At 55.1% G+C, this 14,517-nt stretch carries 12 protein-coding genes; 11 read left to right on the top strand and 1 reads right to left on the bottom strand.

Annotated features, from left to right (window positions below; all coding sequences use genetic code 11):
• Window positions 1–14: 14 nt before the first annotated feature.
• From murD to lpxC, 9 genes are all read left to right on the top strand, one after another.
• Entirely contained in the window at window positions 15–1,316 is a 1,302-nt protein-coding gene (murD, locus tag G461_RS0108710) for a UDP-N-acetylmuramoyl-L-alanine--D-glutamate ligase (RefSeq protein WP_026971540.1), read from the top strand.
• The gene (gene ftsW, locus G461_RS0108715) at window positions 1,313–2,548 is read left to right on the top strand and encodes a cell division protein FtsW (protein ID WP_051333458.1); all 1,236 of its coding nucleotides are present in this window, start codon (window positions 1,313–1,315) and stop codon (window positions 2,546–2,548) included. Before murD ends, ftsW begins: the two co-directional genes overlap by 4 nt.
• A complete protein-coding gene (gene murG / locus G461_RS0108720; RefSeq protein ID WP_026971542.1) occupies window positions 2,541–3,626 on the top strand; it encodes an undecaprenyldiphospho-muramoylpentapeptide beta-N-acetylglucosaminyltransferase in 1,086 nt (361 codons plus the stop codon). Before ftsW ends, murG begins: the two co-directional genes overlap by 8 nt.
• Window positions 3,626–5,080, top strand: coding sequence for a UDP-N-acetylmuramate--L-alanine ligase (murC, locus tag G461_RS0108725; protein ID WP_026971543.1), 1,455 nt, complete (start codon window positions 3,626–3,628; stop codon window positions 5,078–5,080). Before murG ends, murC begins: the two co-directional genes overlap by 1 nt.
• Complete coding sequence (locus tag G461_RS0108730) at window positions 5,077–5,994, top strand: D-alanine--D-alanine ligase (RefSeq protein ID WP_026971544.1); 918 nt, start codon at window positions 5,077–5,079, stop codon at window positions 5,992–5,994. Before murC ends, G461_RS0108730 begins: the two co-directional genes overlap by 4 nt.
• 1 nt (window position 5,995) lies before the next feature.
• On the top strand, window positions 5,996–6,748 hold the full coding sequence (locus G461_RS0108735) for a cell division protein FtsQ/DivIB (protein WP_026971545.1): 753 nt from the start codon (window positions 5,996–5,998) through the stop codon (window positions 6,746–6,748).
• Window positions 6,729–7,985 carry a cell division protein FtsA gene (ftsA, locus tag G461_RS0108740; protein WP_026957925.1) on the top strand — a complete coding sequence of 419 codons (1,257 nt, stop codon included), beginning with the start codon at window positions 6,729–6,731 and terminating at the stop codon, window positions 7,983–7,985. The genes G461_RS0108735 and ftsA overlap by 20 nt, the downstream gene beginning before the upstream one ends.
• 38 nt (window positions 7,986–8,023) lie before the next feature.
• A complete protein-coding gene (ftsZ, locus tag G461_RS0108745; protein WP_026971546.1) occupies window positions 8,024–9,181 on the top strand; it encodes a cell division protein FtsZ in 1,158 nt (385 codons plus the stop codon).
• Between the two features lie 110 nt (window positions 9,182–9,291).
• On the top strand, window positions 9,292–10,209 hold the full coding sequence (lpxC, locus tag G461_RS0108750; RefSeq protein WP_026971547.1) for a UDP-3-O-acyl-N-acetylglucosamine deacetylase: 918 nt from the start codon (window positions 9,292–9,294) through the stop codon (window positions 10,207–10,209).
• Between the two features lie 27 nt (window positions 10,210–10,236).
• Here lpxC and G461_RS23770 read toward each other — a convergent pair whose 3' ends face one another.
• On the bottom strand, window positions 10,237–10,692 hold the full coding sequence (locus G461_RS23770; protein WP_051326529.1) for a DUF721 domain-containing protein: 456 nt from the start codon (window positions 10,690–10,692) through the stop codon (window positions 10,237–10,239).
• A 17-nt stretch (window positions 10,693–10,709) separates the two neighbouring features.
• On the opposite strand from G461_RS23770, the gene G461_RS23775 reads away from it, so the two are divergent.
• Both G461_RS23775 and secA read left to right on the top strand, forming a co-directional pair.
• Entirely contained in the window at window positions 10,710–11,672 is a 963-nt protein-coding gene (locus tag G461_RS23775; RefSeq protein ID WP_051333459.1) for a M23 family metallopeptidase, read from the top strand.
• A gap of 33 nt (window positions 11,673–11,705) precedes the next feature.
• Window positions 11,706–14,438 carry a preprotein translocase subunit SecA gene (gene secA / locus G461_RS0108765; RefSeq protein WP_026971548.1) on the top strand — a complete coding sequence of 911 codons (2,733 nt, stop codon included), beginning with the start codon at window positions 11,706–11,708 and terminating at the stop codon, window positions 14,436–14,438.
• Window positions 14,439–14,517 lie beyond the last annotated feature (79 nt).

The following is a 14,517-nucleotide window of genomic DNA, read 5'->3' on the forward strand; positions in this document are numbered from 1 at the left end:
GCAAAGAGGAATGGATGCAGCAACTTAACCCACAACTAAGTTATGCGGTAATCGGTCTGGGACAGACCGGGCTTAGCTGTGTCCGTTTTCTACTGAGCAAAGGGGTCACTCCCTTTGTATGCGATACCCGCGCAAACGCGCCGGGTGCCGATAAGCTGCCTGCCGATGTCGCGCTCTACTGTGGCCCACTGGATGAACAGGTTCTGGCTAAGGCCGATGTGCTGATCGTCAGCCCAGGGATTGCCTTGAGCCATCCGGTACTGCAGGCAATGGCAAAGCTGGGCAAATCGCTGATTGGCGACGTTGAAGTATTCTGCTGGTATGCCAAGGCGCCAGTGATTGCGATTACTGGTTCAAACGGCAAGAGCACCGTGACCAGCTTAGTGGGCGAGATGGCCAAGCAAGCCGGTCGCAAGGTCGAGGTGGCGGGCAACATCGGCATTCCCGTTCTGGATGTGGTCGATGACTGCGTTGAGCTGTACGTACTGGAGCTGTCCAGCTTCCAGCTTGAAACCACCCATAGCCTATGCGCCGCTGCGGCAACTCTGCTCAATCTCAGCGAAGATCATATGGATCGCTACGATGGGCTGGCGGATTATGCGGCGGCCAAGCAGGTGATCTACCAAAACGCCCAGCTGGCAGTGGTGAATCTGGACGATAGCCAGAGTGCGCCGAGCGCCAGTGTGAGCACTCAGCGTAGCTTTAGTATCGAGCGCAGTGATGCCGACTATGCCCTGATTGATGGCCAACTGGTGGTTGATGGTGAGGCCGTGGTCAGCGTGGATGCCTTGCAGTTGGTGGGCGAGCATAACTACGCCAATGCCTTGGCGGCTCTGGCGCTTGCCGATGCGGTAGCGCTTCCGCGCACCGCCGCCGTTGAGGCGCTCAAGCGCTATCAAGGTTTGGCGCATCGCTCGCAGCTGGTGTCGCGCAAGCTTGGCAAACAATGGATTAATGACTCTAAGGCGACCAACGTTGGCGCTACCCTGGCAGCATTGCAGGGCATGCGCAAGCAGGCGGCGCAGCTGTGGCTGATCGTCGGTGGCGACAGCAAGCAAGGCGAGCTCGATGCGCTGCAAGCGCCGTTTGCGCAGCTCGCGGGTGTAGTGGCCTTCGGTCGAGATAAAGCGCGTTTTAAGGCGCTGCATCCGGCCACTGAGCTTGTTGATGACCTGTCGCAAGCGCTGAGCTGGTGTCATAGCCACAGCCAGGCTGGCGATACCATCATGCTGTCACCGGCCTGTGCCAGCTTGGATATGTACCCGAATTTTGAAAAACGCGGCGAACACTTTGCTGCGTTGGTGGAGGCGCTATGAGTGTACTTGCGCGCCTAACTCTGCCAAAACCGCGCCTGCCGCAAATCAGCTTGCCGCAGCTAAGTCTGCCTAGCTGGTTAAAATCCGATGATTCGCGCGCCAGCGAGGTGCTCTACGAACGCGGCCTGTTATGGCTATCGCTGTGTTTGATGGTGATGGGGCTGATTATGGTGGCCTCGGCATCGATTCCAGAAGGGATCAACTTAAGCGACGACCCCTTCCGTTTCGCTAAACGCCATGTGGTCTATCTGGTTTTGTGTTTGTGCGCCATGGCCGTGGTGGTACAGCTACCGATCCGCTGGTGGCAGGCGAGCAGTACTTGGTTGCTACTTGCCTCCTTAGCCTTGCTGGTGCTGGTATTGTTGATTGGCCGCAACGTTAACGGCAGTGTCCGCTGGATTGGCCTTGGCCCCGTTAACCTACAGCCGGCAGAGTTCGCCAAGTTGGCCTTGTTGGCCTATCTGGCGGCGTATCTGGTGCGTCGCCAGGAGCAGGTGCGTGAGAACCTGAAGGGCTTCTTGAAGCCCTTAGTGGTGTTCTTCCTGCTGGCTTTCTTGATTCTGGCGCAGCCCGATTTGGGCAGCGTGGTGGTGATGTTCGTGGCGACGGTGGGAATGCTGTTCCTAGCCGGTGCCAAGTTGATCCAGTTCTTTAGTTTGATTTTTGTGGGCGGCGTTGCGGTGGTGGCCTTGATTGTTACCGCGCCCTACCGAATGCGCCGTATGACCAGCTTTGTAAACCCGTGGGAAGACCCATTCGGTAGCGGTTATCAGCTGACTCAGTCGTTGATGGCCTTTGGCCGTGGTAACTGGTTTGGCGAAGGGCTGGGGAACTCGATTCAAAAGCTCGAGTATCTGCCAGAGGCCCACACTGACTTTGTGGTGGCAGTGCTGGCCGAAGAGCTGGGCTTTAGTGGTGTGCTAATCGTACTCGCGCTGCTGATTGCCCTGGTAATGAAGGCGATGAATATCGGTCGTCGCGCACTGGCCCAGCAGCAGGCATATGCTGGCTATCTGGCCTGCGGGATCGCCATCTGGTTTAGTTTCCAGACCATGGTAAATATCGGTGCGGCATCAGGGTTGTTGCCGACCAAGGGCTTGACCCTGCCGTTGATTAGCTACGGTGGTTCGAGCTTGCTAGTGATGTCGGTAGCGGTCGGAATTTTGCTGCGGATTGACCACGAATTGCGGCTTGAGCAGTGCCAAGCCTACACGAGGGATGGTCATGACTAAACCCGGACGTATCTTAGTGATGGCCGGCGGCACCGGCGGCCATGTGTTCCCCGGACTGGCGGTAGCGAAGAAGCTGCAGTCACAAGGCTGGGAAGTGTTATGGCTCGGCACCGCCGAGCGGATGGAAGCGCAGTTGGTGCCCAAGCATGGCTTCGAGATCGCCTTTATCGATATCAAAGGCGTGCGTGGCAATGGTATCGCCCGCAAGCTGGCAGCACCGTTCAAGCTGCTTAATGCAGTGCGTCAAGCGCGTAGCATCATCCAGCGCTTCAAGCCGGATGTGGTGCTGGGGATGGGCGGTTATGCCAGCGGCCCCGGCGGCATTGCGGCGTGGCTCAGCGGCATTCCTTTGGTGCTGCATGAACAGAACGCGGCGGCGGGTATGACCAACCGCTATTTGGCCAAGGTGGCCGCGAAGGTCATGCTGGCTTTTCCCGGGGCGCTGCCAGACAAAGGCAAAACCCAAGTTGTGGGTAACCCGGTGCGCAAGGAGCTGTTAGAGCTGATTAGCACGCCGCGCGAAGCGCAGCCCTACCGCCTGCTGGTGATTGGCGGCAGCTTAGGCGCGCAGGTGTTTAATCAGGTGCTGCCAGAGGCTTTGGCCAAGACTCAGCAACGCCCTGAGGTGCGCCACCAAGTGGGGCGCCACAAACTAGAAGATTGCTTAGCTGCTTACACCCACGCCGGGTTTGATGTAGATGCAGACGATAAGCTCCAGGTTACTGAATTTATTGATGATATGTCTGAAGCCTACGAGTGGGCGGATGTGATACTCTGCCGGGCTGGCGCGTTAACCGTGTCGGAAGTGGCGGTGGTTGGTCTACCTGCCATCTTCGTGCCGCTGCCCTACGCAGTCGACGATCATCAAACTAAAAATGCCCGCTATCTGGTGGATGCGGGGGCAGCCAGTTTGCTGCCACAAAACGAATTTGAGCCGCAGCGGATCGCGGACTTGTTGGATGAATTTGCTGATCCAGCGGTGCGCAAGCAGCGTGCGGAGCAAGCGAAACAATGCGCAGTGCGCGATGCTACGGAGCAAGTAGCCGCGGCCTGCCAAGCGTTAAGAAAGAGTGCCTAATGACTAAAGTTGAATTGGCTGAATTGCGAACCATGATCCCGGAAATGCGCCGGGTTAAGCGGATCCACTTCGTGGGGATCGGCGGCGCAGGTATGGGCGGTATTGCAGAAGTATTGGCCAATGAAGGCTATCAGATCACCGGATCTGACCAGGCCGAAAGCCCGATGACCAAGCGTCTGGAACAAGCCGGCGCCACGGTGTTCTTTGGCCACGATGCCGAAAACGTGCTAGATGCCAATGTGGTAGTGGTCTCTACCGCGATCCGTGAAGACAACCCGGAAGTACAAGCGGCGCGTGCTGCGCGTATTCCAGTGGTGCGCCGTGCAGAGATGCTGGCCGAGCTGATGCGCTATCGCCATGGCGTGGCGGTGGCCGGTACCCATGGTAAAACCACCACCACCAGTTTGATCGCCAGTATCTACGGTGAAGCAGAGCGCGATCCAACCTTCGTGATCGGCGGTCTGCTCAATAGTGCCGGCACCAATGCGCGCCTTGGTTCTAGCCGTTACTTGATCGCCGAAGCCGACGAGAGCGACGCATCGTTCCTGCACCTTCAGCCGATGGTTGCGGTGGTGACCAATATCGAAGCAGACCATATGGAAACCTATGGCGGCGATGAAGCCAAGCTACACGCCACCTTCATCGATTTTCTACACAACCTGCCGTTCTACGGCATCGCCGTGATGTGTATCGATGACGAAGGCGTACAGGCGGTACTGCCTCAAGTGGGTCGCCAGGTTATTACCTATGGCTTCAGCGAGCACGCCGATGTGCGCATCAGCGACTTTACTCAAATCGGTCAGCGTTGCCGCTTTGTGGTCGAGCGCCAAGACGGCGATGCCCTGCAGATCGAGCTAAATATGCCGGGTAAGCACAACGCCTTGAACGCTGCGGCAGCGATTGCTGTTGCCAGCGAAGACGGTATTGAAGATGAGGCGATTCTGGCAGCCCTGAACAGCTTTGAAGGGATCGGCCGCCGCTTCCAGCAATACGGCGAGTTTGCCACCGAGCGCGGTGATGTATTGCTGGTGGACGATTACGGCCACCACCCAACCGAAGTGCTGGCCACCTTGAAAGCTGCGCGTGCCGCATGGCCAGAGCGCCGCTTGGTGATGGCCTTCCAGCCGCACCGCTACACCCGTACCCGCGACCTCTACGAAGACTTCGTGGATGTACTGGCGCAACTCGATTGCCTGTTGCTGCTAGAGGTCTACTCTGCCGGCGAAGATGTGATCCCCGGTGCTGATAGCCGCGCGCTGTGCCGCAGCCTGCGCCAGCGTGGCTTAGAGCCCATCTATGTGAAGCAGCCAAGCGATCTGCCTGCTGCACTTGCTGAGGTACTGCAAGACCAAGACGTGGTGATTACCCAAGGCGCCGGCAACATCGGTGCGCTAGCTAAGCAGCTAGGTGCATTGAAGTTGGACATTAAAGCGATGCTGGAGGTGGGCGCATGAGTCAGTTCGGTAAGGTTGCCGTGCTGTTTGGCGGTGACTCGGCAGAGCGCGAGGTGTCGCTGAACTCTGGTAAAGCGGTATTAGCCGGCCTGCAGCGCGCCGGTATCGACGCCCATGGAGTGGACACTCAAGGCTTCGAGTTGGGCGAGCTAAAACAACAAGGCTTTGAGCGCGCCTTTATCGCCCTACATGGCCGCGGTGGTGAAGACGGCACCTTGCAAGGCGCACTGGAGTATCTAGGCATTCCTTATACCGGTAGCGGCGTGCTGGGCAGTGCCTTGGCGATGGACAAGATCCGCTGTAAGCAGCTCTGGCAAACCCTGGAGCTACCTACTGCGCACTATGCGATTGTTGAGCAAAGCAGTTACCGCCGTGAGCAAGCCGCTGGCCTGATGGCGGAGTTCAGCGGTGATGTGATTGTAAAACCGGCGCTGGAAGGCTCCAGCATTGGTATGGCCAAGGCCAGCAATGCCAAAGAGCTGGCTGAAGCGCTGGATGAAGCCTTTAAGTTTGATTCGCGGGTGCTGGTTGAAGCCTGGATTACTGGCCCTGAGTACACCGTGGCGGTATTGGGTGGCAAAGCGCTGCCTTCGATTCGCATGCAGACGCCGCACACCTTTTATGACTATCAGGCCAAGTATAAGAGCACCAGTACTGAGTACTTCTGCCCAAGTGGCCTGAGTGAGCAGGACGAAGCCGAGCTCGGCGAGTTGGCTGTAGCAGCTTTTCAGGCCGTGGGCTGCGAGGCCTGGGGCCGAGTGGACTTTATGCGCGATGAGCTGGGCAATTGGTACTTGCTTGAGGTGAATACTGCGCCGGGCATGACCGAGACCAGCTTGGTGCCGAAAGCGGCCGCGGCTGCCGGGATGAGCTTTGAGAAGCTGGTGGAGAATGTGCTGGAGATGACTCTCTAGCATGGACGCTCAAGCTCAACAGTTTGACTGGAAGTATTGGGCGGGTTTGGGCTTTTTTATCGCTGTATTGCTCAGCGTGTTGGGCGGCTGTGTTGCGACCTATCGCCACCTGAGCGATAAACAGCTACAGCCGATGAGCAAGCTGTATATCAGTGGTCAGCGAGGCTATGTGCTTGACCAAGAGTTGCAACAAGCACTGGCTGAGTTGCCAGAGGCGGGCAACTTCTTCACCCTCGATGTGAATGAGGTGAAGGACAAGCTGGAGCAGCTGCCGTGGGTAAAACAGGTCACGGTACGCAAGTCTTGGCCCGACAAACTGCGGGTCGGCTTACAGCAACAGCAAGTCGCGGCGCGCTGGAACAAGGCGGCGCTGCTTAACCGCCAAGGGGAGATCTTCGATGCACCCCATGAACGGATTCAGCAGCCTTTAGCGCTGCTAAGTGGCCCTGATGACCAGGCGCCACAAGTGTTGCAGGTCTACCAAGAGCTGCAGCAGCTGTTAGACAGCCGTCAGCTAAGCCTGGCGGCGGTGAGCCTCAGTGACCGACATGCTTGGTCACTCAAGCTTACCGATGGAATGACCCTGGAACTGGGACAAGACGATCGGGTTAATCGTCTTAAGCGGTTTTTGGCGCTCTATCCACAGTTGGATAGCGCTGCCATTGCCTACATCGACTTACGTTATGACACCGGCTTTGCGGTCGGATGGAAGCAAGAAGAAGGTTTATTGGTAGATGACCAAGGTAACGGATAGAAAGCTGATTGTTGGTCTGGATATTGGCAGCGCCAAGATCACCACATTGATTGGCGAGGTACTACCCGGCGATGAGATGAACATTATCGGCGTAGGCAGTCATGACGCCCAGGGAATGGACAAGGGCGGGGTGAACGACCTCGACTCGGTGGTGAAGACTGTGCAAAAGGCCTTGTACGAAGCCGAGCATATGGCGGACTGCAAGATCAGCTCGGTCTATCTGGGTGTGAGTGGCCACCATATCCGCTGCCTGAATGAAAAAGGCATGGTGCCGATTGGTGACGAAGAAGTGACGCAGGATGACGTGGACAACGCCATCCATACCGCCAAGTCAATCAAGCTGCCTGACGAGCATCGCATCCTGCATGTGTTGCCGCAGGAGTTCTCCATCGATTACCAAGAGGGCATCAAGAACCCGATTGGCCTGTCTGGCGTGCGAATGGAAGCCAAGGTGCATCTGATTACCTGTCATAACGACATGGTGAAGAACATCGTGAAGTGCGTAGAGCGCTGCGATCTCAAAGTTGACCAGCTGATCTTCTCGGCGCTGGCATCGAGCTACTCGGTGCTGACCGAAGATGAAAAAGAGTTGGGTGTGTGCCTGGTGGATATCGGCTCAGGCACCATGGATATTGCGATTTATACCGATGGCGCACTACGCCACACCTCGGTGGTGCCATTTGCCGGCAACTCGGTAACCCGGGATATCGCCACGGTGTTTGGCACGCCTTTGGGTGATGCCGAGGCAATCAAAGTACGCTATGGCTGCGCGTTAGGTCAGATGGTTAGTCGTGAAGACACCATTGAAGTGCCTAGCGTCGGCGGTCGACCAGCGCGCTGCTTGCAGCGCCAAACGTTAGCGGAGGTGATTGAGCCTCGCTACAGCGAATTATTCAGCATGATTAAGTCCAAGCTGGACGAAGTCTCTGACGATCTGATCGCTCAGGGTGACAAGTTACAGCTCGGGGCTGGTGTGGTGCTGACCGGTGGTGCGGCACAAATCGAGGGCATCGTGGAATGCGCCGAAAGTGTGTTGCAGTGTCAGGTACGAGTGGGAACTCCATTGCGGGTTAGCGGTCTCACCGAATACGTACAGGCGCCCACCTATTCCACAGCCGTAGGTTTGTTGCATTACGGTATGGAAAATCAACAAGTTAGACCTATTGAACAGAAGCAAATCTCTGTGGTGAGCAATATGATGAAACAGCTCCACAGTTGGTTTAAAGGTGAGTTTTAAGTTTTTGCCAGTGCGGCGGAACAAGCGGAGAGAGAACCATGTTTGAAATTATTGATGCGGAAAATCATACCGATGAGGCGGTAATCAAAGTTGTTGGCGTAGGTGGCGGCGGCGGTAACGCAGTTGAGCATATGGTGGCCCAGTCCATCGAAGGCGTCGACTTCATTACCATCAACACCGATGCGCAGGCACTGCGTAACTCCAGTGCTGACAACACCATCCAAATCGGTAGCACCATTACCAAGGGCTTGGGAGCTGGTGCAAACCCAGAGGTGGGTCGTGAGGCTGCCTTGGAAGATCGCGAAGCGATCATGAGCCAGCTGCAAGGTGCCGATATGGTATTTATTGCGGCAGGTATGGGCGGTGGTACCGGCACCGGTGCGGCACCTGTGGTGGCAGAAGTTGCCAAGGAGCTGGACATTCTTACCGTTGCGGTAGTGACCAAGCCATTCAGCTTTGAAGGTAAAAAGCGTACCAGCTATGCCAGCCAAGGCATTGAGATGCTGGCCAAGCACGTGGACTCACTGATTACCATTCCTAACGACAAGCTGCTTAAAGTATTGGGCCGTGGCGTGTCACTGTTGGATGCCTTCAAAGAAGCCAACAATGTATTGCTTGGCGCGGTACAGGGTATTGCCGAGCTGATTACTCGCTCTGGTCTGATCAACGTCGACTTTGCAGACGTTCGCACCGTGATGCGTGAAATGGGCACTGCGATGATGGGCACAGGTATTGCAAGCGGTGAAGACCGTGCAGAGCAAGCTGCAGATATGGCGATCTCTAGCCCGCTGCTAGAAGATGTCGATTTGGCAGGTGCACGCGGTATCTTGGTAAACATCACCGCTGGCTTCGATATGGGTATCGAAGAATTCGAAACTGTGGGCAATGCCGTTAAAGCTTTCGCCTCTGAGAACGCTACAGTAGTTGTGGGTGCAGTGCTTGACCCAGAAATGAGCGATGAGCTGCGTGTGACTGTTGTTGCTACCGGTATTGGCACCGAGCGTCGTCCTGAGATGACCATTGTTAAGCCTCAGCAACAAGCGGTTAACGCACCGACCGTTCAACCAGAAACTGCCAGCGATGAAGCGCCAGTGATTGAGCAGAAAGTCGCAGTGGGTAACGGCGAGACGCGTAACACTGGAAATGAGGGCGCGTACCTGGATATCCCGGCATTTTTGCGCCGCCAAGCAGATTAAAATATCAGCTTGCGATTAAAATGTAGTCAAAATGTGTGACCAACACATATTTTGTGTTAAGATGTCCGACCATTTAGAGATTCTTTGGTCGTAACGCAGGAGTTAAATCTATGATCAAACAGCGAACACTAGCGAAGTCGGTTCAAGCGACAGGCGTAGGTTTGCATTCAGGAAACAAGGTCACTATTACCTTGCGTCCTGCACCAGCGAATACTGGTGTGCTGTTTAATCGAGTTGATCTCGAGCCTGCCGTGACCATTCCGGCAAGCGCAGAGTTGGTGCGTGAGACCACCCTGTGTACTTGCTTGATTGATGACAATGGTGAAAAAGTTTCTACCGTAGAGCACTTTATGGCGGCAATCGCTGCCTTTGGTATCGACAACCTGATCGTGGAAGTGGATGCCCCTGAGCTGCCGATTATGGATGGAAGCGCCAGTCCCTTCGTGTATCTGCTGCAAACAGCGGGTGTCGAAGAGCAAAATGCGGCTAAGAAGTTCATCCGCATTAAACAGCCTATCCGAGTTGAAGCTGATGATAAGTGGGCTGAGTTGCTACCAAGCAACGAAGGCTTCACCGCTGACTTCGCGATTGATTTCGACCACCCGGCCATGAAAGGTCGGAACCAACAGCTGAGCATGCAGATTAATGCTGGTCAGTTTGTGAAGGAACTCTCGCGGGCGCGTACCTTTGGCTTTATGCGTGACATTGAGTTTTTGCAGTCGCGTAATCTGTGCTTGGGTGGCGGTTTGGACAACGCCATTGTTCTGGATGAGTACCGGATCCTTAACGAAGACGGCTTGCGTTACGACGACGAGTTCGTTAAACACAAGCTGCTAGACGCCGTGGGTGATTTGTACCTAGCGGGCTATCCGATTCTGGGCCATCTCCGCGCCTTTAAATCGGGCCACGCCCTAAACAACGCTCTGGTTAGAGAGATGATGGCTAACCAAGAAGCGTGGGAACTGGTCACCTTCGAAGAACAGGCAGATGCCCCTGTTGCGGTTCAACAAACCGCCTACTCGTTCTAACGCATCAACCTTAGTTTGCGGTGCTGGCTACTTCTCTCCCGCCAGAGCCGCCAATTTCTTAAGCTTTTCAGCTAACTCCCCGCCTACACGCTCTGATACTTCTGTGATGTGCTTCGCCGCCGTCGGGCTTAATTGCTGTTTCGCCGTGCTTTTTGGCGCTGCTTCTGGTTTAATGCTGTTCAGCTTTGGATTAATTTTAATGTCTAGGCTAACCACGCCGGGCAAGGCTTGACGAAAGCGGCTCAAGAGGTCAAAACGCAGCTGTTTCAGGCGGTTTTGCCATGCAGCGCTTGGTGCTTCAATTAATATCACCCCCTGACGGGCATAACTGGCTCTGCAGTTATCTAAGTGAAATTCAGTCAGTACCGCGCCAGCGGCCTGTTGAAACTGCTGTTTGTTATTAATTTGAGCTTCTAAGTGAGAAAACTGCTTCTGATGCAGTAATTTCGAAAGCTCGAGTGGTTGGTGCTGACGTTTAGACATAGTAACGCATATTGGCGATGAAACTCCGTTTAGTATACGCCCATAAGGGCCAGACCAAAACGCTACGCTTGCATCCCTTCAGCATTGTTTGGCTGACGACACTGTTGTGCCTGCTTGCCGGGTCCGCCATCTACTGGGGTAGTGCGCAGTATCGCCTGCTATCCTCGCAAAATCACGCCTACCAGCTGGAGCTGCAGACTCTTCGACAACAGGTATTGCAGCAAGCTGAGATTCAGCCCGAGCAAGTCAAACTACTGTCATCTCAAGTCGGTATATTGCGCGCCGAAGTCAGCAAGCTAAAACAGGCCGGGGCCCGTTTAGCCGATGATGAAGAGCTGGCAGAGGCATTGAATCAGCGCCTTGAGTCCTACTCGGATCTCAGCTTCGAGCCTGAACTACCCGACTCCTCGATGGCACAAGGTGGCCCGATGCTGGACTATCGCCAGCAGTTTCCTGAGTTGAATAGTATCTATCAAGGCTTGGCGGGGATTGAACTAGATCTCAATCAAAGCAAAAAACAACTGGGGGTGCTTGAATCTTGGCAACAGCGCCACCATCTGCAAAGTGATAGTTATTTGTCTGGATGGCCCTCCTACGGTGAAGGTGTGTGGCTGTCTTCGCGCTTTGGCTCACGGATCGACCCCTTTACGGGGCGGCAGTCGTTTCACCGCGGGGTGGACATCGCAGGGGCTGAAGGTACCCCCATCTTCGCGGTTGGCGCAGGTGTGGTGGTTCGGGCCGGCGATCATTTCGGCTACGGCAAGTTGGTAGAGATTGAACACGGCGATGGGATGGTGACGCGCTATGCCCACGCCAGCGATGTACTGGTAGCTGCCGGCGACATCGTTGCCAAAGGGCAGGAAGTTGCATTAATGGGAAGCACTGGGCGCTCCACCGGCCCGCATGTGCATTTTGAAGTATTGCGTCATGGACGTCCGCTGAATCCGAGCAAGTATATTTATCGTAAGGCTCGCGGATAGCGATTTGGAATTCGAGAACTAGAAAGTAACAACATGATTAGTAAATTAGTAACCAAAGTAATCGGTACACGCAACGATCGTACGATCAAGAAGTTGCGCAAAGTGGTCAAGCTGATCAACCAGCTTGAGCCGGACTTTGAAAAGCTATCTGCCGAAGAGCTAAAAGCCAAGACTCAAGAGTTCCGTGACCGCCTGGAGAAAGGCGAAAATCTGGATGCCTTGATTCCAGAAGCGTTTGCCACGGTACGTGAAGCCTCTAAACGCGTGTTCGGCATGCGTCACTTCGACGTGCAGCTGGTGGGCGGTATGGTGCTTAATGAGCATCAAATTGCTGAGATGCGCACCGGTGAGGGTAAAACCCTGACCGCAACCCTGCCAGCCTACCTGAATGCACTAAGTGGCGAAGGCGTTCACGTGATTACCGTGAACGACTACCTGGCCCGTCGTGACGCCGAGTGGAATCGCCCACTATTTGAATACCTGGGCATGACCGTTTCGGTGAACGTGGCCGGTATGGACCACGAGGCCAAGAAAGAAGCCTACGCCGCCGACATTACCTACGGTACTAACAACGAGTTTGGCTTCGATTACCTGCGTGACAACATGGCCTTCGTACCAGAGCAGCGCGTGCAGCGTCCGCTTAATTATGCGGTAGTCGATGAAGTGGACTCGATCCTGATCGACGAAGCGCGTACCCCGCTGATTATCTCTGGCCCTGCGGAAGACAGCTCTGAGCTGTACCGCAAGATCAACGACGTTATCCCATTGTTGGTCCGCCAAGAAGAGGAAGATAGCGAAGAAAAAATCGGTGATGGTCACTACACGGTCGATGAGAAGAACAAGCAGGTTCACCTGACTGAGAATGGCCAGGTGTTTGTGGAAGACACCCTCAAACAGCGCGGTATGCTGGAGCAGGACGACTCGTTGTACAACGCGGCAAACATTAGCCTGTTGCACCATGTGAATGCGGCGCTACGTGCCCACACCCTGTTCGAAAAAGACGTTGATTACATCGTAAGCCCAGAGGGCGAGATCGTGATCGTTGACGAGCACACCGGCCGTACTATGCCGGGTCGTCGCTGGTCAGAAGGTCTGCACCAGGCCGTTGAAGCCAAAGAAGGCGTGAAGATCCAGAACGAGAACCAAACGCTGGCATCGATCACCTTCCAGAACTATTTCCGCTTGTACCAGAAGCTGGCCGGTATGACCGGTACTGCCGATACCGAAGCCTTCGAATTCCAAAGCATCTACGGTTTGAACACCGTGGTGGTACCCACCAACAAACCGATGGTGCGTGATGACCGTGGTGACTTGGTCTACCTGACCGCCGAAGAGAAATACGAAGCGATTATCGCTGATATCAACGAGTGTGTTGCAGCGGGTCGCCCGGTATTGGTGGGGACGGTATCGATTGAAAACTCAGAGCTTATCTCAAGCATTCTGAAGAAACAGAAGATCAAGCACCAAGTACTTAACGCTAAGTTCCACGAGAAAGAAGCAACCATCGTTGCTGAAGCGGGTCTGCCGGGCGCGGTAACCATCGCTACCAACATGGCGGGTCGTGGTACGGATATTGTATTGGGCGGTAGCCTACAAGCTGAGCTGGATGCGCTGGATAATCCTAGCGAGCACCAGATTGCGGACATCAAGCAGAAGTGGCAAGAGCGTCACGATGCGGTACTCGCTAACGGCGGCCTGCACATCATCGGTACTGAGCGTCACGAGTCACGCCGTATCGATAACCAGCTGCGTGGTCGTGCTGGTCGTCAAGGTGATGCTGGCTCCTCACGCTTCTACCTGTCGATGGAAGACAGCCTGATGCGCATCTTTGCCTCTGACCGCGTAAGCGGCATGATGAAGAAGCTGGGTATGGAGCGTGGTGAAGCCATCGAGCACGTATGGGTAACGCGCGCCATTGAGAACGCTCAGCGTAAGGTTGAAGGCCGTAACTTCGATATTCGTAAGTCGCTGCTTGAGTTTGATGATGTGGCCAACGACCAGCGTAAGGTGGTCTACGAGCAGCGTAACGAGCTGATGGACAGCGATGATATATCTGAGACCATCGACCGTATTCGTGGCGATGTGTACAACGATGTTATCGACGGCTACATTCCGCCTCAGTCTCTGGAAGAGATGTGGGACGTGCCTGGGCTGGAAACCCGTCTGAAGAGTGACTTTGGCTTGGAGCTACCTATCCAGAAATGGTTGGAAGAGGACGACAAGCTCTACGAAGAGAAGCTGCGCGATAAGATCATTGAGTCAGCTGTTGCCGAGTACCAGCGTAAGTCAGAAATCGTTGGTGAGAAGGCGATCCGCCAGTTCGAGAAGTCAGCCATGTTGCAGACCCTTGACCAGCTGTGGAAAGAGCACTTGGCGGCGATGGATCATCTTCGTCAAGGTATTCACCTGCGTGGTTACGCTCAGAAGAATCCGAAGCAAGAGTACAAGCGCGAGTCGTTTGAGCTGTTCACCGAAATGCTGGAAGCGCTTAAGAGCGATGTCATCAGCATCCTGAGCCGGGTTCAGGTGCAGTCACAAGAAGAAGTGGCCGCTATGGAAGCCAAGCGTCAGGAAGCGGAACGTCGTGTAGCAGCGATGCGCCAGCAGCAGCACCAGCAGGCGCAAGCCATGGCTGGAGAAGGTGATGAGCAAGCGCCAGCAGCGGCACAGCCGTTCCAGCGCGAAGGTGCAAAAGTGGGCCGTAACGACCCATGCCCATGTGGCTCAGGCAAGAAATACAAAAATTGTCATGGCAAGCTGAGCTAAGCTGCCGCTTGATGATTTGAAGGGGGAGCATTGGCTCCCCCTTTTTGATCGTTGTCCAGGGCGTGTTTGACGCCCAAGG

The sequence above is a fragment of the Aliagarivorans marinus DSM 23064 genome (assembly GCF_000429485.1).
Taxonomy (GTDB): Bacteria; Pseudomonadota; Gammaproteobacteria; order Enterobacterales; family Celerinatantimonadaceae; genus Aliagarivorans; species Aliagarivorans marinus.